This is a genomic window from Sphingomonas sp. Leaf23 (assembly GCF_001421585.1).
Lineage (GTDB): Bacteria > Pseudomonadota > Alphaproteobacteria > Sphingomonadales > Sphingomonadaceae > Sphingomonas.
The window spans coordinates 77,414-96,261 of sequence record NZ_LMKR01000005.1; the positions used below are offsets into that span (position 1 = coordinate 77,414).

Below are 18,848 nucleotides of genomic sequence, written 5' to 3' on the forward strand. Positions count from 1 at the left end.
ATGGATCCCCGCCTGCGCGGGGATGACGATGGTTGGCGCACAGGGTTCGTTCAATTTGGCCGGAATGTCCACCGCACCCGGCATCCGGTCAATTCACCTCGCGCCCCACCGGGTACAGCAGGTAGCGTTGGTCGTAATAGGGCGTGCGGGCATAGAACCACTGCAGCCGCGCGGTCGGATCGGCGGCGAAGGCCGGGTCGGCGGCGACCTTCGCATCGAATGCCGCCTTCAGCTGCGGATCGCTCGCCAGCATGCGGTCGGCGAGCGGGGCGATCGCATAGCCCTCGATATATTCGGTTCGCTGGAGCATTTCGGGCGCCATGTTCCACGCCAGCACGCCGTCCTCGCTCTCGGGTTCGAGCAGGAAGGCGGCGAGCAGGCCCAGCGGCTGGTCGGCGGGCACGCGAACCGATCCGGCGGGCATGGTTTCGCGGCGGCGTTCGTGGATGATCGTCGCGTCCAGCGGGATATGGCCTTCGTTCGCATTGCCGAGCTTCGGATCGGTCGCGCGCGCCATGTCGAGGTCGAGCGTGCGCGGGACGGCGATCGGTTCGACCGTCACACCGTGCAGCTTCAGCAGGTCGATGACATGGGGCAGGGTGGCGGGCACCCACCATGCTTTGGGCAGGGTAACGGCCTTGTCGGGATTGCTGCCATAGACCGGCATCCTGAACGTCACCGGTTTGGACAGCCAGCGCAGTTCGTCGCGGCCCGAGGCGGGGGAGCGATAGGTGTCGTGCGCCAGCCCCAGGAAATCGACACGGTAGATCGGCTCCGGCGTCTGTTTCCACGATGTGACGACGCTGGTCGGACGAGATGCGCGGTCGGCGTCGATCGCGGCGCGCAGTTCGGCGGCACGCTCGCCCGCCAGCCGCAGCGATTCCTCGACGAAGACATAGGTGCCCAGCACCCGCTGGCGATAGGGTTTCAGCGAATGGGTTTCGACCAGCACGGTCGGGATATGCGCGATATCGCCATAGCCGGTCGAGAACCGCGGCGTGTCGACGTCCTGCGTCATGCCCTTTTCCGGCGCGCGGTTGTCGAGCGTGCTGACATAATAGCCGGGGATGTGCCCGTTCCGCTTCAGCGCAGCGTCCATCGCCGGCCGCAGTCGCGTGTCGAGGAACCGGCCGATCGCCGCCGAGCGTGCATAATAGCCCCGCCAGCCGGAAAAGGCGTAGGTGACGTCGTAGCGATGGTCGATGCCGTCGGTGACGTGCAGGTCGAGATAGAGGATCGGATCGAGGCGGCGGATCAGACCGATCATCGCCTGCGTCTCCGGCGCGTCGGCTTTCAGATAATCGCGGTTGAGGTTCAGATTCTGTGCGGTGGTGCGCCAGCCCATGTCCTTCGGGCCCCGCTGGTTCGGGCGGTTGAACGGCGACGACCGCTCATGCCCGTCGACATTGTAGATCGGCACGAACACCAGGTCGACCCGATCGAGCAGCCGGTCCTTGCCGTGTAGCGCGATGTCGCGCAGCAGCATCAGCCCGGCATCCTTGCCCTCGATCTCGCCCGAATGGATGCCGGCCTGGACCAGCAGGACGGGCTTCGGCGTCGTGCCCTTATGCGCGCGGACGGCATAGAGGTCGCGACCCTGCGGGCTTTTGCCGAACGTCTCGATCGACAGCAGCGGCGATGCGGCGACCAGCCGGTCGATCCACGCGCGGGTCGCGGCATAATCGGGGGTGGTGACAAACCCGCTCGCCTCCGCCGGGGTGATCCACGGGTCGTTCGGTTTCGCGACCAGCTTCTCGCTGGCACCATGCCACGGCCGAACCGGGGGCAGCGGGGCTTCGAGCGGCGTCTGGGCGGTGGCGGTGGCGGTCGAGGCGAGAAGCGCGGCGGCGAGGATCAGGATACGCATGGGCGCGATGGTAGCGGATGTTACCGGGGACGCCAGCGGAAGCGTTGCAGCGGCGCTTGTGGCGCGACGGCAACTATCCCGGCATATCCATTCCTCACCCGGAACGATCCGCTTCGTAACAAGTTATTGCTGGACCAATATCCCCATATGGAGCCACGGCGATCGCCCCGGCGTATGAATTCAAGCCGCATGAGCGGCCGTTCCTGCCCGGATCCCCCGCGACGCCCGACCATCCGTTCGGGCGGCGGGTCGGCTATTTCGCGATCGGCATCCTGCTGGGCGTAACCGGCGGGTTCAACAACGGCCTGCTGATCGCGAACCTGCCGCAGATTCAGGGGTCGCTGGGGCTGACGCCGGTCGAGGGCGGATGGCTGACCGCGATCTATTCGATGACCAGCGTGTGCATGTCGATGCTGCTCATCAAGTTCCGTCAGCAATTCGGGATGCAGCGTTTTACCCGCGTCTTCCTGGTTGCGTTCCTGATCCTGAACGTGCTGCAGCTGGTCGTGCACAGCTATGGCGTGCAGCTGATGGTGCGCGGGGCATCGGGTGTCGTCGCCAGCGCGCTGACGACGTTGTGCTTCCTGTATATCATGCAGGCGCTGCCCGCCGCCGCGCGATTGTCGGGGATGATTATCGGGTTCGGCGCATCGCAGGTCGCGTTGCCGCTGGCGCGTACGCTGTCGCCGCTGCTGCTGGCCGATGGCCGGATCGAGGCGCTGTTCTGGTTCGAGCTGGGGCTGACGCTGATGTGCCTCGGCTCGGTCGCGCTGCTGCGCCTGCCGCCGTCGGAGCGTACTCCGGCGTTCGAGAAGATCGATTTTCTGACCTTCGCGCTGCTGGCACCCGGCGTCGCGCTCCTGTGCGCGGTGCTGGTGCAGGGGCGGATTCAATGGTGGTCAACGCCGTGGCTCGGATACGCGCTGGCCGCCGCCGTTCCGCTGATCGGCGGGGCGCTGCTGATCGAGCATAACCGTGCCAACCCGCTGCTCAACACGCGCTGGATGCTGGGGCGCAACATCATCCGGTTCGCGATCGTCGCGGCCAGCCTGCGCATCCTGTTGTCCGAACAGACGTTCGGCACGGTCGGGCTGCTGACCGTGGTTGGCATGGGCAACGACCAGCTGGTGACGCTCAGCCTCGTCATGACGCTGGCGTCGATCGTCGGGGTCGTCGTCAGCCTCAAGACGCTGAACATGCAGGACCTGTACAAGCCCGTGGTGATCGCCGTCGCGCTGATCGGGATCGGTGCGTGGATGGATTCGGATTCGACCAACCTGACCCGGCCGTCGAGCCTGTATCTCAGCCAGGGCATCATCGCCTTTGCCGCGCTCTATTTCCTGGGGCCGATGATCATGATCGGCATTTTCCGCGCACTGGCGCGCGGGCCGAGCCATATCATCAGCTTCTCGGCGATCTTCAGCATTTCGCAGACGATGGGCGGCCTTGCCGGCACGGCGCTGCTGGGGTCGTTCCAGATCGTGCGCGAGAAATATCACGCGTTCGAACTGACCCAGAGCCTGACCGCCACCGACCCGCAGGTGGTGCAGCGTATCCAGCAGCTGGGCGGCGCCTATGCCCGCGTGCTGGGCGATGCCACGCTGCGACAGGCGTCGGGCGCGGGGCTGCTGGGGCAGCAGGTGACGCGCGAGGCCAATATCCTTGCCTATAACGATGTGTTCCTTGGCGTCGCCGTGCTGTCGGCGGCGATGGTGGTGTGGCTGGGCGCGCTGTGGCTGCGCTACCGCCTGAAGGGCGTGAACCCGCTGGCCGGCGATCTCGCCGCCGTGCAGCAGATGCGACAGAAGCAGATGTCATGACCGATACCCAACTTTCCCGAGACGAAGCAGAACGGCTGGCCGATCCGGTCGAGGTGCCGCAGGAGCCGACCCGCGCACGGGGCTGGGCACCGCCGCGCGGCGGGTTGAAATCGACGATCGGCTTCGTCGCGCTGCTGCTGGGCGGCGTTGCGCTGGCGCTGTACGCCTGGGGGCTGTGGCCGTTCGGCAGCGCGATCCAGGCGACCGACAATGCTTATGTCCGCGGACAGACGACGATCATCGCGCCGCAGGTCAACGGCTATGTCACCGAGGTGCTGGTCCGCGATTTTCAGGATGTGAAGGGCGGGCAGGTGCTGGCCCGGATCGACGACCGCATCTACCGCCAGCGGGTCGAACAGGCGCGCGCCCAGCTGGCGGCGCAACAGGCGAACCTCGCCAATTCGCAGCAGAGCCAGCGCTCCAGCGAGGCGAGTTTGGGCGGGCAGGACGCGGCGGTGCAGAATGCGCGCGCGCAGCTGGCCCGCGCGCAGGCGGACATGGCGCGCGTCAACGATCTGGTCCGCGAAGGATCGGTGTCGCTGCGCGAGCGCGACCAGACCTTGGCGGCGTTGCGCGCAGCAGAGGCCGGCGTGGCACAGGCACAGGCGCAGCGCAGCGTCGCGCAGGAACAGGTGCGCACGGTGACGGTCGGGCGCGGCGGGCTGAACGCGGCGGTCGAGAATGCGAAGGCCGCGGTACGGCTGGCCGAGATCGACCTGGCCAACACGGTCATCCGCGCGCCGCAGGACGGGCGGCTGGGCGAGGTCGGGGTGCGGCTGGGCCAATATGTGACGGCCGGCACGCAGATGATGTTCCTGGTGCCGCCGACCGTCTGGGTCACCGCCAATTTCAAGGAAGCGCAGACCGCGCGGATGGCGCAGGGACAGCCCGCGACGATCCGCGTCGACGCGCTCGACCGTGCCGAACTGCACGGGCGGGTCGAGCGGATCGCACCCGCCGCCGCCAACGAGTTCGCCGTGATCCGCGCCGACAATGCGACGGGCAATTTCGTGAAGGTCGCGCAGCGCATCCCGGTGCGCATCGCGATCGACCGTAACGAACCGCTGTTCCAGCGGTTGCGGCCGGGCATGTCGGTCGAGGCGCGGGTCGACACGCGGGGCGGCGCTTCGCCGGCGGCGCGATGAAGCGGGTCCTCCTCCTGTCGGTCGCGGTGCTGGGGGCCTGTACCCCGGCGAAGCGGCCGCGCCCCGAGGCGGCGAGCGTCACCCCGCCGACGGCATGGCGCACGACGTTGCCCGGCACCGCGCCTGTCGCGGCAAGCTGGTGGGAAGCGTTCGGCGATCCCGAACTCACGCGGCTGGTCACGGCGGCGCTGGCCAACAATCCCGATATCGCCGTCGCGGTCGCGCGGGTGGCGGAGGCACGGGCGGCGGAGCGGGTCGCGCGGGCGGCGCGCTTCCCCACGCTCGATGCCGGGGTCGGGCTGATCGAGCAGCGCGCGCTCAACGCATTCGGCACGGCCAGCACCGGTACCTCGCTGCAACCGGTGTTCCAGTCGGCCTATGAAGTCGACCTGTTCGGGCGGGTCGGCAACACGATCGATGCCGCGCGGCTGACCGGCGATGCCGCCGCCGCCGCCGCCGATACGGCGCGACTGTCGGTCGCCGCCGCCACCGCCAGCGGTTACGTCACGCTGCGTGGCCTCGACGCGCGGATCGAGACGGTGCGCGCCACCATCGCCTCGCGCGGGGAGGCATTGCGCATCGCGCGGTCGCGCGCCGAGGCGGGCTATACCTCGCAGCTCGAATTGCGGCAGGCGGAGGCGGAATATGCCGCCGTGACCCAGACGCTGCCCCAGCTGGAGTTGCTGGCGCGGCGGCAGGAGAACGCGCTGTCGCTGCTGACCGGTACGCCGCCGCGTGCCATCGCGCGCGGGCGGGCGCTGGCGGCACTGGTGCCGCCGCCGATCCCGGCGGGCTTGCCGAGCGACCTGCTGCGCCGCCGCCCCGATATCGCGCAGGCCGAGGCGACATTGGCGGCAAGCGATGCGTCGCTGGCAGCCGCACGCGCGCAGTTCCTGCCGCAGCTGCGCCTGACCGGATCGACCGGCGAGGTATTGTCGAGCGCCTTGCCCAATCCCGTCGGCATCTGGTCGATCGGGGCGAGCGTACTGGCGCCGCTGTTCCGGGGCGGGCAGCTACGCGGCAATTATGACGGCGCGACCGCGCGGCGCGATCAGGCGGCGTTCGCCTATCAACGCAGCGTGCTGACCGCGTTCCGCGAGGTCGAGGATGCGCTGGCCGGGGTCGACCGGCTGGCGGCGCAGCGGCGCGCGCTGGAGACGCAGCGGACGGCGACCGCCGAGGCGCTGCGCCACGCAACCAACCGCTATCGTGCCGGCTACAGCCCCTATCTGGAGCAGCTGGATGCGCAGCGAGCATTGTTCAGCGCCGAATTGTCGCTGGAACAGACCCGCGCCGACCAGCTGAACGCGCTGGTCGCGCTGTATCAGGCGATGGGCGGGGGCTGGGGCCGGTGATCCGGCCCGCGACCCCCGCGGATATCCCCGCGCTGCACGCGCTGGTCGAATCGGCGTTTCGCGGCGACAGCGCACGGGGCGGGTGGACGCATGAGGCGGACCTGCTGGGCGGGCAGCGCATCGACCCGGCGGCACTGGCCGATGCGATGGCCGACCCCGACCATGCGATCCTGATCGCGTTCGATGGGGTTATGGCGATCGGCTGTGTCGAGGTAAAGCGTGCCGGAACGGGACGGTCGGCCTTGGGCCTGTTGTCGGTACGGCCCGATCGACAGGCGGAAGGGCTGGGGCGGCGACTCGTTGCGGCGGCGGAGGACCATGCGCGGGCGCATCACGGCGCAACTCGGATGGAGATGACGGTCATCGCCGCGCGTGCCGAACTGATCGCATGGTATGAGCGCCAGGGTTATCGCCGCACCGGAGAAACCCGGCCTTTTCCGATGGATGATCCCCGATTCGGCCTGCCGCGCGTGCCGTTGTCGTTCATTGTGCTGGATCGGAGCGTCGCGTGATCGCCGCCGATGCGACAAGCCCCGCCCGAGGGTTCGGACGGGGCCTGCGACGACCGCGCAAGGGAGTGCGCGAGGTAACTCTATCGCGGCGTCACAAATCCGCAACGGTTGTTTTCGAAGATCGGGTCCGGTCCCGGTGCGATCAGCGCATCGACATGCGCGTCGAGAACGGCGATCAGGCGGCGAAAGGTCGCGGCCTCTTCGAAATCCGGGTCGCCGATCCGGCGATACAATACGCCGGCGCCCATCGTCAGGATCATGTCGCACAGCCGCGACCGCTCTTCCGCCTGCGAGTCGTCCGGCGCGAGCGCGACCAGCACCCGCATCAGTGCGCCCGACACGCTGCGATTGATGGAGTGCGCGATGACCCGGATGCGATCGTTGCGCGCGGCCTCCGCCATGATCTCGGCGAACAGCGGATCGGGTTCGCCGTCGCTGCCGCAGCGCAGGAACTCGCGCAGCCATTCGCGCAGCACGGGAATGTCGCGGGTCTGGATCGCGCGGGTCATGTCCTGGTCGTTCAGAAAGATGGCGAGGTCGCTTTCGACGATCGCGGCGACGATCGCCTCCTTGTCGGCGAAATCGCGATAGATTTGCCCGACCTTGATCCCCGACTCGGCAGCAAGCTGCGCGACTCCGGTGCCGTGGAAACCCTGTTCGGCGAACAGCCGCCGGGCCACGCTGACCAGTTGTTCGCGCCGGGCCGCCGCCCGGCCGGCCCGACCTGCCTCTCCGCACTGCAACAAATTCACTTCCAGTTCACCTATACCCTCTTGCCACGTCTGCCTTGGCAGCGTACCCGCCCCAAAGTGTGAGTGATCGATCACTCACGTTTAGCACATCCGTCGAGGACGTTCATGAAAAATCGCATGGCCCCACTGGCACTGGCGCTCCTTCTCCCGGCTTGCGGGGGCGGCGGCGAGTCGCAACAGCAGCAGCAGGCGCCGCAGGGACCACCGCAGGTCGGTTTCGTGACCGTCCAGCCGCAGCCGGTGACGCTGACCACCGAACTGCCCGGCCGCACCGCCGCCTATGAGACGTCGGACGTCCGGCCGCAGGTCAACGGGCTGATCCTTGCGCGGCTGTTCCAAGAAGGCGACTATGTGCGGCAGGGCCAGCCGCTCTATCGCATCGATCCCTCGCCCTATCAGGCGACGGTCGCCAGCGCGCGTGCGGCATTGGCCCGCGCGCAGGCGTCGATCACCTCGACCCGCAACCTTGCGCGCCGTTATGGCGAACTGGTCAAGATCAACGCGATCAGCCGGCAGGAATATGAAAATGCGGTGACCACCGCGCAGCAGGCCGAGGCGGATATTGCCGCCCAGCGCGCTGCATTGCGGCAGGCGCAGATCGACCTGTCGCGCACGACGATCACCGCGCCCATTTCGGGCCGGATCGGCCGGTCGGTGTTCACCACCGGCGCACTGGTATCGGCGGCGCAGACGAATGCGCTGGTCACGATCCAGCGGCTCGACCCGATCTATGTCGATATCCAGCAGTCGAGCGCCGACCTGCTCAAGCTGCGTCAGCAGATCATGGACGGCGACCTGTCGCGTGGCGGCAATGCCGCGCGCGTCCGGCTGAAGCTGGAGGATGGCAGCACCTATCCGATGGAAGGTACGCTGAAGTTCACCGACGTGACCGTCGATCCGGCGACCGGCACGCAGGTGATCCGCGCCGTCTTCTCCAACCCGCGCGGGCTGTTGCTACCGGGCATGTATGTCCGTGCCGAGCTGGTCGAGGGTACCAAGTCCAACGGCATCCTGGTGCCGCAGCGCGCGGTGACGCGCGATCCGAAGGGGGCGGCGACCGTCCTCGTCATCGGTGCCGATGGCAAGCTGGCCCCGCGTCCGCTCCAGACGCAGCGCACCGTGGGCGATGCGTGGCTGGTGACCGGCGGGCTGAACCCCGGCGACAAGATCGTCGTGGAGGGCGCGCAGATGTTGCAGCCCGGCACCCCGGTCAAGGGCTATCCGTGGAAGCCGCAGGCGGCCGGGCAGGCAGGGGGGCAGGCACCGCAGGGTGCCGCCCCGGCCGGTGCCGGCGGCCCGCAGGCACAGGCAAAGTAACCGCCCATGTCCCGCTATTTCATCGACCGGCCCATCTTTGCATGGGTCATCGCCATCGTGATGATGCTGGCCGGCGCCATCGCGATCCGCAGCCTGCCGATTGCGCAGTTCCCCGAAATCGCGCCGCCGGCCGTCGCGATCACCGCCATCTATCCGGGTGCCGATGCCGAGACGCTGGAGCGCACGACGACCCAGATCATCGAGCAGCAGCTCAAGGGCATCGATAACCTGCGCTATTTCTCGTCCTCGTCCTCCTCGGCGGGAACGGTGACGATCACGCTCACCTTCGAACAGGGCACCGACCCCGACATCGCGCAGGTGCAGGTCCAGAACAAGCTGCAGGCGGCGACCCCGCTGTTGCCGCAGGAGGTCCAGCGCCAGGGGATTCAGGTCACCAAGTCCGCCGCCAGCTTCCTGCTGGTCGTCGGCCTCGTGTCGACCGACGGATCGCACAGCAACAACGACCTGTCCGACATGGTCGTGTCGCAGTTCCAGGACCCGATCAGCCGCGTATCGGGCGTGGGCGAACTGCAGGTATTCGGCGCGCAATATGCGATGCGCATCTGGGTCGATCCGATCAAGCTCAACAGCTACCAGCTGACCGTCGGTGACGTGACGTCGGCCGTGCAGGCGCAGAACGCGCAGGTATCGGCCGGGCAGATCGGCGCATTGCCGGCACCCAAGGAGCAGATGCTGAACGCCACGGTCAGCGTCCAGTCACGCCTGCAGACCCCTGAACAATTCGCCAATATCCGCCTGAAGACCAATGCCGATGGCGCGGTCGTCCGGCTGGGCGATGTCGCGCGGGTTGAGCTGGGCGCGGAGAATTACGGCTTCGACGTGCAGTATAACGGCAAGCCTGCGTCGGGCTTCGGCGTGCGCCTTGCCGCCGGTGCCAACGCGCTCGACACGGTGAAGCTGGTCAAGCAGCGCGCCGAGGAGATCGGCCGCGGCCTGCCTGGCGACGTGAAGGTCATCTACCCGTACGACACCACGCCGTTCGTCCGCCTGTCGGTCGAACAGGTCATCCACACGCTGATCGAGGCGGTCGTCCTCGTCTTCCTCGTCATGTTCCTGTTCCTCCAGAACTGGCGCGCGACGATCATCCCGACCATCGCGGTGCCGGTGGTGCTGCTCGGCACCTTCGCGGTCATGGCGGTCGCCGGGTTCACCATCAACACGCTGACGTTGTTCGGCATGGTGCTGGCGATCGGGTTGCTGGTCGACGACGCGATCGTCGTGGTCGAAAACGTCGAACGCCTGATCCAGACCGAGGGGCTGAGCCCGAAGGAAGCCGCGCGCAAGTCGATGGACGAGATCACCAGCGCGCTGGTGGGTATCGGCCTCGTCCTGTCGGCGGTGTTCCTGCCGATGGCGTTCTTCGGCGGGTCGACCGGGGTCATCTATCGCCAGTTCTCGATCACGATCGTCTCGGCGATGGTGTTGTCGGTGCTGGTCGCGCTGATCCTGACGCCGGCGCTGTGCGCCACGATCCTGAAGCCGCACGATCCGCACAAGCATGAGCAGGGCAACGGCCCGCTCGCGCGCTTCTTCCGCTGGTTCAACGACCGGTTCGAACGCGGCCAGGAAAAATATGAAGGCGGCGTCCGGCGCACCACGCGCAGCTGGAAACGGTCGATGCTGGTCTATCTGCTGATCGTGCTGGGCATGGTGTTCGTCTTCACGCGTCTCCCGTCGGGCTTCCTGCCCGACGAGGATCAGGGCACGGTGCTGGCGCTGGTGCAGGGTCCGGCGGGTGCGACGAGCAGCCGTACCGACAAGGGCCTGACGCTGGTCCGCGACCATTTCCTCAAGCAGGAATCGGCCAATGTCGCCGGGGTCTTCACCATCAACGGCTTCAGCTTCGCGGGGCAGGGGCAGAATGCCGGTCTGGTCTTCGTCAACCTGAAGCCGTGGGAAGAGCGCAGCGGTGCCGACAACAAGGCGCAGGCGATCGTCGGCCGGGCGATGGGCGCGTTCAGCCAGTATAAGGATGGGCTGATCTTCGCACTGGTCCCGCCCGCCGTGCAGGAACTGGGCAATGCGACCGGCTTCGACGTGCAGCTGGTCGATACCGGCGGCATCGGCCACGAACGGCTGGTGCAGGCGCGCAACATGATGCTGGGCATGGCGGCGCAGGACCCGCGCGTGGCGCAGGTCCGTCCGCTCAGCCTGGAGGATGCGCCGCAGCTGAAGGTCAAGATCGACGAGGACAAGGCGCGTGCCCTCGGGCTCGACCTGGCCGACGTCAACTCGACGATCGCGACCGCATGGGGTGGCGGCTACATCAACGACTTCATCGATCGCGGTCGGGTGAAGCGCGTGTATGTGCAGGCCGACGCGCCCTATCGCCTTGCGCCGGAGGATGTCGGCGACCTGTATGTCCGTAACGCCACCGGACAGATGGTGCCCTTCACCGCCTTCTCGACCCTCGAATGGGCCAACGCCCCCGTTTCGCTGACCCGCTATAACGGGCAGTCGGCGATGCAGCTGCAGGGGTCGCCGGGACCGGGGCTCAGCACGGGCGCGGCGATGCAGGCGATGGAGGAAATCCATGCCAAGCTGCCGCCGGGCACCGCGCTCGAATGGACCGGGCTGTCGTTCGAGGAACGGCTATCGGGCGGGCAGGCGCCGGCGCTGTACGGGCTGTCGCTGCTAATCGTGTTCCTGTGCCTTGCCGCGCTGTACGAAAGCTGGTCGGTGCCGATTTCGGTGCTGCTGGTCGTGCCGCTGGGCATTCTGGGCGCGCTGCTGGCGGCGTGGCTGACCGGGCTGAACAACGACATCTACCTGCAGGTCGGCCTCATCACGACCATCGGCGTGTCGGCGAAGAACGCGATCCTGATCGTGGAGTTCGCCGAGGAACGGATGGCCGATGGGATGAACGCGGTCGATGCGGCGGTGGAGGCGGCGCGGTTGCGGTTGCGCCCGATCCTGATGACGTCGCTCGCCTTCGTCTTCGGCGTGCTGCCGCTGGCGATCAGCACCGGGGCCGGTGCCGGCGGTCAGAACGCGATCGGCCGGGCGGTGGTCGGCGGCATGTTGTCGGCGACGATCCTCGCGATCTTCTTCGTACCGATGTTCTTCGTCGTCGTGCTCCGCCTGTTCGGGCACGGCGGCAAGGACACCCCTGCCGACACGCGGGACCATGACCGCCAAGACGGCAACCGCTCCACCCACGGCGACGAACCCGCGCCGCAGGGAGCATGACCATGAGCAAGAACGCCATGACGCTGCGTAACCTGACCCTCCTGATCGCCACCACCGCGCTGGCAGGGTGCAATCTCGCGCCCAAGAATGTGCGGCCGGAGGGGGCGATCCCGCTCACCCTGCCGCAAGGCGGGCCCTATCCGGTGCTGGGGGCCGAACAGGCCGATGTGACCCGGATCGGCTATCGCGATTTCTTCGTCGATCCGCGATTGCAGACGGTGATCGCGACCGCGCTGGAGAATAATCGCGATTACCGGGTCACGGCGGCCAATGTGCTGGCCGCCCGCGCGCAATACCGCGTGACCCGCGCCAACCAGGTGCCGACGACGTCCGCCAATGGCGGCGTCACCTACACCAACAACCCGTTCGGCGCGCTGGGTGGTGCCGGCGGGGCAGGGGGTGCCGGCGGCGCGGGCGGTGTGCCCGCGCAAACCGGCAACCTCGAAATTTATCAGGCCTCCGTCGGGTTCTCGGCGTTCGAGCTCGACCTGTTCGGGCGGGTGCGCAATCTCAGCCAGGCCGCGCTCCAGGAATATTTCGCGACCGAGGAGGCCCAGCGCGCCGCGCGGATTTCCCTGGTCGGCGAAGTGGCCACCGCATGGCTGACGATGGCGGCGGATCAGGACCAGCTGCGCCTGTCGCGCGAGACGCTGACCAGTTTCGGCCGTACGCTGGAGCTGACTCGTGCACAATTCCGGGTCGGCGTTATTTCCGAACTGGAAGTGCAGCAGGCGGAAACCAGTTATCAGCAGGCGCGCAACGACATCGCCGCGCTGACCGCGCAGATCGCGCAGGATCAGAATGCGATCAACCTGCTGGCGGGTACGACCGTCCCGCTCGACCAGCTGCCGACCGAATTGGGCGATCGCGACCCGATCCTGTCGAACCTGCCGACCGGGGTGTCGTCGACGGTGCTGCTGCGCAGGCCGGACGTGCTGCAGGCCGAACGTCGCCTCTATGCCGCCAACGCCAATATCGGTGTGGCGCGGGCAGCGCTGTTCCCGACCATCTCGCTGACCGCGACGTTGGGGACGATCAGCACCGCGCTGGGCGGACTGTTCGGATCGGGCACGCAGCAATTCTCGATCGCGCCCGCCGCCACCCTGCCGCTGTTCGACGGCGGCCAGCGGCGCGGCAATGTCGAGGTCGCGCGCGCGCAGCAGTTGGCGGCGGTCGCCACTTATGAAGGCACGCTGCAGACCGCGTTCAAGGAAGTGGCCGATGCGCTGGCGACGCGCGGCACCATCGACGAACAGCTGTCGGCACAGACGGCCAAGGCGCGCTCGGCGGCTACGGCACAGCGCCTGTCTGACGCGCGCTATCGTGCGGGCATCGATTCCTTCCTCAACACGCTTGACGCCCAGCGGACCAGCTACACCGCGCGACAGGCGCTGGTGCAGACCCGGCTGGCCCGTGCGTCCAACCTGGTGACGCTGTACCGGACGCTGGGCGGCGGGCTGAACTAGCCGCCGTCAGCCGATCCTGTCCGAACGCGGCCCTTGCGTCTGGACAGGATCGGCATATGCTCTCCTGCATAACCATAAGGAGAGGGACGATGAATCCGATCGAACCGTGCGATGCCGCCGGCGAGAAGAGCATGGTGATCCTGCAGAGCCTGTTGTGCCTCCTGCGTGAGAAAAACCTGCTGTCGCGAGCGGATATCGAGGAACTGGCGGCCAAGGTCGCCAGCCGCGCTGCCGATCGCGAGCGTGATCCGCTGCCGTGCCAGAGCGAGGTAGCAGTGGCCGCCGCCAGCGAGATGAATCGGCTGGGTGCCTATATCGGTGGGCGCTATGGCGGAAAACACCGTCGTATGTAATTGATTGGACACCGTTTGTCCGGCTATGCGATGCGGCGGGCGGTGTCATCACGGCGTCAGAATTTGCGGCCACACGCATCCCCGGCAATCGTCGTGCGTTAGATGCATGTCCGGTTCGGCCGGACGAGTATCAAAAACGGACGGCGTAACGTCCTTGAGAGGTTGTCGTGTCTTCGATTGGTCCGGACGAAATGTCCTACTTCGTACGTCGTGCCGAACAGCAGCTGGAGCTCGCGCAGCGGGCCGACCACGAACAGGTCGTCAGCGCGCATTACGAGCTGGCGAACCTGTATCTCGACCGCGCCTATGCGCCGACCGTGCCGACGGAGAGTGCCGCGCAGGCGGCATGAGTTCTGTAGGGCGGTTATTGGCGTGACGACGGGGCATCGACGGGCCTTTCCCGAAGCGGTGGGGTGCTACCAAACTTCTCGATGGTGTCCCACGCCTGCTGCGGGTTGGCGGATTGGAACGCGCAGGCCGGCATTCGATGTAACAGTGCCTGTTTTCGTCCCTCCGCGACGATCGTGCGAGTAGGTTCTCCGACGGCGCACGCAGAATATCTCCCATTGAGCCGCAGCCGGGGGTAGCGAGAAAACCCAGATCATCGAGTCGTGCAACAACCGGATGGCATAGGCGAGCGCCTCGTCCGGATTGCTCAAGTGGCAAGACAGGATATCGCCGATCGCCGCGTACCAATGGTCGGGCCAATCCGCCAGGCTGCGCCGATGACACTCGGCATAGATTTCCAGATTCTGGACAGCAGCGCGGCGTCGCGCCGTTAGGGAAGCGCGTTGCAGTTCGTCGGAATAGAGCTGCCTTTCCTTAGTACTACTATGGCGTTTCGCGAGAGCAGGACGAGCGGCTGCCGGTCGAGGCCAGGCCTGTGCTGACGCAGTGATGTCTGTTGGGAGAATCGGACCTCAGGCCCGATCGATGTGCAGCTCTAGACCGAGCAGGCGTGGCCTAGGCCTTGGTTTAATTGAAACCTGCCCGTTCGTGCTCGGCAGGTACTAAGCTTGTCAAAGACCCGTATCGAAGCACTTGCAACGGTCCATCGATACGCCCCTTCGGCAATCTCGATGAATAGTCAGGACAAGCGAGCAAGCGACAACAGCACGGCTCTTCCGACTTTGTTGCCCCCCGCTTGGATGGGGCGAAAAAGCATGACCCCGCCGGATCGCACCCGGCGTGACCACATGCGGTCGGCGTCAGCCGTTGGGCGCATCCGCCTCTTGCTGGTTCGACATGGTATCGTCGACCGGCGCATCGTCATCGCTGCTGCTCTGCCCGCGCGTCGAGCGGGAGGTCATGCCGGTGGCCGATGCGTCGTCCAGTACCTGCTGGTCGGGTTCGACCGGCGGGGGCGGGGGCAGGACTTCGGCCGGGGCAACCGCCGAAAGATTCTCGGTCACCAGCGGCGGCGCGGTCTCGATATTCTCTTCGGGCAGCGGCGTGGGCGGCGGTGCGCCCTCGTCGAACGCGCTGTTTTCGATCGGGGCATCCTCGGGCGCCTTGTCCGAACATCCCGCCATGCCGGTCGCCAGCAACAGGCCGCTGCCGGCCAGCAGCGCCACGCGCCATCCGTTCTTCATCGTCATCCCCTTTATCGTGCCGCCATCTGGCTGGCTTCGGCGCGAGCGGCGATCTTGTTCGCCAGCACGCCGTCCCATTTATACGGATCCTCGCGGAAGCTCATCGTACCGTTCGGCGTGGCGAAGGCGGTCCAATAGAGCAGGTACACCTTCACCGGATCGGCGACCTTGGCGCGCACCGTCTTACCCGACGCCAGCGTGGCGTCGATCTGCGTATCCGACCATTCGGGCGTGGTCCGCAGCAACAGGCGCGCAAGGTCTTCCGGCTTTTCGAGGCGGACGCAGCCATGGCTGGCCAGTCGGTCGAACTTGGCGAAACCCGCCTGCGCCGGCGTATCGTGCAGATAGACCGCGAACGGATTGTCGAAATCGAACTTGAACCGGCCGAGCGCGCTGTTCTCCGACGCCTGCTGCAGCCGGCGTCCGCCGCCCTCCATCTCGATCACGCGGAAGCCGTTGCGCTTCAGATAGCCGGGGTTCGCCCGCTCCTTCGGCCACAATTCCTTGTCGGCGATCGACGACGGCACGTTCCACGGCGGATTGAGCACGATCGAATGGATCGTCGAGGTTAGCATCGGCGTCTCGTCGCCCGGCCGCCCCGTCACCGCCTTCATCGACGTGACCGGCTGGTCGCCGTCGAACACGGTCAACACCGCCGCGGCGATGTTCACCTGGATACGGTTCTTTTCCAACTCGGTCGGCAGCCAGCGCCACCGTTCCATATTGGCCTTGATCTGCTTTACGCGCTCGCTCACCGGCACGTTCAGCGAGGCAACGGTCTGCGCCCCCATCTGCCCGGCGGGATTAAGGCCATAGCGGCGCTGGGCGCGGCGCACCGCGTCTAGCATCGACTGGTCGAACGTGTCGCCGCTGGCCGACAGCTCGGGGTCCTCGATCGCCAGCCGCTTGCGCAGCGCCGCGACCTGCGGCCCGCGCCCGCCCAGCCGCATCTCGGAGCCGGCGCCGATCGTCGGCCAGCCGCCGTTCGCGGCGATCTTGCGATAACGGGCCAGTCCGGCGACCAGCGTGTCATAGCCGGCATAGGGCGGCGGGAGCGAGGCGACCCATGCCGACAGCTTGTTCGTCGCCACGGCATCGCGGAACGAGGGCAGCGGGTCGAACGCCTGCGGGCGCATCGCCCAATCCTTCTGGAAATCGGCATTGTCCAACCGCCCGGCGCGCACCGCATGGGCATGGTCGAGCGCGGCCCGGACCAGCGCGGGGCCGGTCAGCCCGGCCAGCGACGGCTCCCGATCCTTCAGCCCCTGCGCCACCGCATCGCGCGCCAGCAACCGTGCCAGCTCACTCTCCTGCGCCGCGGTCAGCGTCGGCAGCGGTGCGGCGACCGGGACGGCCTGCACCAGCGGCGGGGTGGTCGGCAGCGTCGGCACGACCGGCGGCGGCGTCACCTGCGCCATGGCACCGGTCGCGCCGGTCAGGGCGATGCCGGCGAGCAGCGTACGGCGCGCGAGGCGGTCGAAACGATGGCGGTGGTCGGTAATGCTCTTCATCCTATACTCTTCCGGTGCGGCACGCAGGCTGTATCGCATTCGAACCTGCCGCACGATGAACCGTTCCCCTTGCGCGCCTGTTACCACAAGGACGTAGTAGTTTCGAACCCCCGCCGTCAGGAAAGATGCCGCTTGTCGAGCTTGCGCGCCAGCGTGCGGCGATGCATCCCCAGGCGGCGCGCCGCTTCCGAAATGTTGAACCCAGTATCGGCCAGCGTCTGGTGGATATGCTCCCACTCCAGCGTCTTGATCGAGGTCGGCGCGGCGGTCAGGTCGGCCTGCGGATTGCCCTCTACCCGCGCGAAGGCGGCCTCGATTTCATCGGTATTGGCGGGCTTCGTCAGATAGTTGGTCGCGCCCAGCTTGATCGCCTCGACTGCCGTCGCGATGCTGGCGAAGCCGGTCAGCACCACGATCCGCATCGCCGGATCGATCGCCGACAGCGCGGAGACGCAGGCAAGGCCCGACGCGCCGCCCAGCCGCAGGTCGACCACGGCATGGTCGGGGGCAAAGGCGCGGGCCAGTTCCTCCAGCCCGTCGGGGCCGCCGGTCACCTTCGCCACATAGCCGCGCCGTTCGAACGACCGGCACAGCGTGCGGGCAAAGGTCGCGTCGTCCTCAACGATCAGCAAACGGCGCTCGGTCATCGCGTCTTCTCCAGCGCCAGCGAATCGATCGGCAGGATCAGCGTCGTCTCCGCCCCGCCGCCGTCGCGGTTCAGCGCCTCGATCGTGCCGCCCAGCGGCCGCAGGACGTTGGTGGCGAGATAGAGGCCGAGCCCGGCACCCTGTCGGTCCTTGCTGGTATTATAGGGTTTGCCGAGCTGCGAGAGAATACGGTCGGAGAAACCGTTGCCATCGTCGCGCACCGTCAGGCGCAGCATCGCCCCGTCGCGCAGCGCGAGGAGCGCGATATCCCGGCCGCCCGCCTCCACGGCATTGTCGAGCAGGTTGGTCAGCGCCTGCGCCAGTGCCCGGTCGGCGACGATCGGCACGTCGGGGCCGAGGCGATCCTCGAACGTGGCCCGAGCGGGATCATTGCCGCGCCAGCGGTCGAGCGTGTGGGTCAGGAAGGTGCGCAGCGTCGTGCGGGTCGGTGCCTCGCCAGTGACTTCGCCGGCGGCAAACAGGATGCCCGACACGATCTCCTTGCAGCGCATGACCTCTGCCCGCATGTCGTCGACTTCGGCGACGAAGCGGGGATCGCGGCGGATGGCGGGTTCGTTCTTCCAGTCGCCGAGCAGCACCGCGATCGATGACAGCGGCGTGCCCAGTTCATGCGCCGCACCGCTGGCGAGCAGCCCCATGCGGACGATATGTTCCTCCTCCACCGCGCGCTGGTGCAGGCGGGCGACCTTCGTATCGCGGTCGCGCAGGTTCGCGGCGATGCGCGTGACGAACGCGACGAGCAATGTCGCGGCGAGCACGAAATTGATCCAATTGCCGATCAGATAGGCTTCGGACAGGCTACTGGCATAGGCGGGCGGCAGGTCGAGCGGTCGGTGGAAGGGGCCGAGCAGTGCGAACGCGCCGCTGGTGATCGCGACCAAGGCCCAGCTCGACCAGACCTTCAGCAAGATCGCGCCGATCACGACCTGCAACAGATAGAGCGAGACGAACGGGTTGCCCGCCCCGCCCGACAGATAGAGCTGCGCGGTCAGCGCCGCGACATCGAGCACGAGGGCGGCGAACAGCGGCAGATTGGTATCGCTCCACCGCGACCGGCGGGCGAGGGTGACGAGGTTGAGCAACACCAGCGCCGCCAGCACGCTCGCCATCGGGATCAACGGCAGGCGGATGCCGAGCAGCCCGTCGACCACCAGGATCGTACCCAATTGCCCGCCGACCGCCAGCCAGCGCAGCTGGACCAGCAGCAGCATGTTGCGACCGACGCCCTCGGCCGGTGGCGGCTGCGGAGTCGGGGCGGGGGCGGTGGGTTGCATCGGACG

Annotated in this window: 15 protein-coding genes; 9 read left to right on the top strand and 6 right to left on the bottom strand. The window is 67.3% G+C overall.

Annotated features, from left to right (window positions below; translation table 11 throughout):
* Window positions 1-88: 88 nt before the first annotated feature.
* On the bottom strand, window positions 89-1,867 hold the full coding sequence (locus ASE67_RS14805; RefSeq protein WP_055763134.1) for a M14 family metallopeptidase: 1,779 nt from the start codon (window positions 1,865-1,867) through the stop codon (window positions 89-91).
* Between the two features lie 203 nt (window positions 1,868-2,070).
* Here ASE67_RS14805 and ASE67_RS14810 point away from each other — a divergent pair, with 203 nt between their 5' ends.
* From ASE67_RS14810 to ASE67_RS14825, 4 genes are read left to right on the top strand one after another with little or no spacing between them, the layout of a single operon-like run.
* The gene (locus ASE67_RS14810; RefSeq protein WP_443025602.1) at window positions 2,071-3,687 is read left to right on the top strand and encodes an MFS transporter; all 1,617 of its coding nucleotides are present in this window, start codon (window positions 2,071-2,073) and stop codon (window positions 3,685-3,687) included.
* Complete coding sequence (locus tag ASE67_RS14815; RefSeq protein ID WP_055763139.1) at window positions 3,684-4,832, top strand: HlyD family secretion protein; 1,149 nt, start codon at window positions 3,684-3,686, stop codon at window positions 4,830-4,832. The genes ASE67_RS14810 and ASE67_RS14815 overlap by 4 nt, the downstream gene beginning before the upstream one ends.
* A complete protein-coding gene (locus ASE67_RS14820; protein WP_055763142.1) occupies window positions 4,829-6,187 on the top strand; it encodes an efflux transporter outer membrane subunit in 1,359 nt (452 codons plus the stop codon). The genes ASE67_RS14815 and ASE67_RS14820 overlap by 4 nt, the downstream gene beginning before the upstream one ends.
* Window positions 6,184-6,699, top strand: coding sequence for a GNAT family N-acetyltransferase (locus ASE67_RS14825; protein WP_235511932.1), 516 nt, complete (start codon window positions 6,184-6,186; stop codon window positions 6,697-6,699). The genes ASE67_RS14820 and ASE67_RS14825 overlap by 4 nt, the downstream gene beginning before the upstream one ends.
* Window positions 6,700-6,779: 80 nt before the next feature.
* Here the strand turns inward: ASE67_RS14825 and ASE67_RS14830 are convergent, their stop codons facing one another.
* Complete coding sequence (locus ASE67_RS14830) at window positions 6,780-7,451, bottom strand: TetR/AcrR family transcriptional regulator (RefSeq protein WP_162233511.1); 672 nt, start codon at window positions 7,449-7,451, stop codon at window positions 6,780-6,782.
* Between the two features lie 105 nt (window positions 7,452-7,556).
* Between ASE67_RS14830 and ASE67_RS14835 the strand changes: the two genes are divergently transcribed.
* The 5 genes from ASE67_RS14835 (at window position 7,557) to ASE67_RS18485 (ending at window position 14,147) form a co-directional block, all read left to right on the top strand.
* The gene (locus ASE67_RS14835; protein ID WP_055763151.1) at window positions 7,557-8,768 is read left to right on the top strand and encodes an efflux RND transporter periplasmic adaptor subunit; all 1,212 of its coding nucleotides are present in this window, start codon (window positions 7,557-7,559) and stop codon (window positions 8,766-8,768) included.
* Between the two features lie 6 nt (window positions 8,769-8,774).
* Window positions 8,775-11,978: an efflux RND transporter permease subunit gene (locus ASE67_RS14840; RefSeq protein WP_055763154.1), complete on the top strand. Its 3,204-nt coding sequence runs from the start codon at window positions 8,775-8,777 to the stop codon at window positions 11,976-11,978.
* Between the two features lie 2 nt (window positions 11,979-11,980).
* Complete coding sequence (locus ASE67_RS14845) at window positions 11,981-13,444, top strand: efflux transporter outer membrane subunit (protein WP_443025596.1); 1,464 nt, start codon at window positions 11,981-11,983, stop codon at window positions 13,442-13,444.
* An 89-nt stretch (window positions 13,445-13,533) separates the two neighbouring features.
* The gene (locus ASE67_RS14850) at window positions 13,534-13,797 is read left to right on the top strand and encodes a hypothetical protein (RefSeq protein ID WP_055763162.1); all 264 of its coding nucleotides are present in this window, start codon (window positions 13,534-13,536) and stop codon (window positions 13,795-13,797) included.
* A gap of 191 nt (window positions 13,798-13,988) precedes the next feature.
* Window positions 13,989-14,147, top strand: coding sequence for a hypothetical protein (locus ASE67_RS18485; protein ID WP_200909304.1), 159 nt, complete (start codon window positions 13,989-13,991; stop codon window positions 14,145-14,147).
* An 858-nt stretch (window positions 14,148-15,005) separates the two neighbouring features.
* Here ASE67_RS18485 and ASE67_RS14855 read toward each other — a convergent pair.
* The 4 genes from ASE67_RS14855 to ASE67_RS14870 all read right to left on the bottom strand — a co-directional run bounded on the left by ASE67_RS14855 (window position 15,006) and on the right by ASE67_RS14870 (window position 18,842).
* On the bottom strand, window positions 15,006-15,389 hold the full coding sequence (locus tag ASE67_RS14855; RefSeq protein WP_156347645.1) for a hypothetical protein: 384 nt from the start codon (window positions 15,387-15,389) through the stop codon (window positions 15,006-15,008).
* 11 nt (window positions 15,390-15,400) lie between these two features.
* Window positions 15,401-16,900, bottom strand: coding sequence for a L,D-transpeptidase family protein (locus ASE67_RS14860; RefSeq protein WP_082457172.1), 1,500 nt, complete (start codon window positions 16,898-16,900; stop codon window positions 15,401-15,403).
* 116 nt (window positions 16,901-17,016) lie between these two features.
* Entirely contained in the window at window positions 17,017-17,547 is a 531-nt protein-coding gene (locus ASE67_RS14865; RefSeq protein WP_055763166.1) for a response regulator transcription factor, read from the bottom strand.
* On the bottom strand, window positions 17,544-18,842 hold the full coding sequence (locus ASE67_RS14870) for an ATP-binding protein (RefSeq protein ID WP_055763638.1): 1,299 nt from the start codon (window positions 18,840-18,842) through the stop codon (window positions 17,544-17,546). Before ASE67_RS14870 ends, ASE67_RS14865 begins: the two co-directional genes overlap by 4 nt.
* Between the last annotated feature and the right edge of the window lie 6 nt (window positions 18,843-18,848).

Bases quoted from the DNA above. Each gene is read 5' to 3' on its own strand.
- ASE67_RS14805 (WP_055763134.1), bottom strand. From the start codon at position 1,867: ATGCGTATCCTGATCCTCGCCGCCGCGCTTCTCGCCTCGACCGCCACC.
- ASE67_RS14815 (WP_055763139.1), top strand. From the start codon at position 3,684: ATGACCGATACCCAACTTTCCCGAGACGAAGCAGAACGGCTGGCCGAT.
- ASE67_RS14820 (WP_055763142.1), top strand. From the start codon at position 4,829: ATGAAGCGGGTCCTCCTCCTGTCGGTCGCGGTGCTGGGGGCCTGTACC.
- ASE67_RS14835 (WP_055763151.1), top strand. From the start codon at position 7,557: ATGAAAAATCGCATGGCCCCACTGGCACTGGCGCTCCTTCTCCCGGCT.
- ASE67_RS14840 (WP_055763154.1), top strand. From the start codon at position 8,775: ATGTCCCGCTATTTCATCGACCGGCCCATCTTTGCATGGGTCATCGCC.
- ASE67_RS14845 (WP_443025596.1), top strand. From the start codon at position 11,981: ATGAGCAAGAACGCCATGACGCTGCGTAACCTGACCCTCCTGATCGCC.
- ASE67_RS14850 (WP_055763162.1), top strand. From the start codon at position 13,534: ATGAATCCGATCGAACCGTGCGATGCCGCCGGCGAGAAGAGCATGGTG.
- ASE67_RS18485 (WP_200909304.1), top strand. From the start codon at position 13,989: ATGTCCTACTTCGTACGTCGTGCCGAACAGCAGCTGGAGCTCGCGCAG.
- ASE67_RS14855 (WP_156347645.1), bottom strand. From the start codon at position 15,389: ATGAAGAACGGATGGCGCGTGGCGCTGCTGGCCGGCAGCGGCCTGTTG.
- ASE67_RS14860 (WP_082457172.1), bottom strand. From the start codon at position 16,900: ATGAAGAGCATTACCGACCACCGCCATCGTTTCGACCGCCTCGCGCGC.
- ASE67_RS14865 (WP_055763166.1), bottom strand. From the start codon at position 17,547: ATGACCGAGCGCCGTTTGCTGATCGTTGAGGACGACGCGACCTTTGCC.
- ASE67_RS14870 (WP_055763638.1), bottom strand. From the start codon at position 18,842: ATGCAACCCACCGCCCCCGCCCCGACTCCGCAGCCGCCACCGGCCGAG.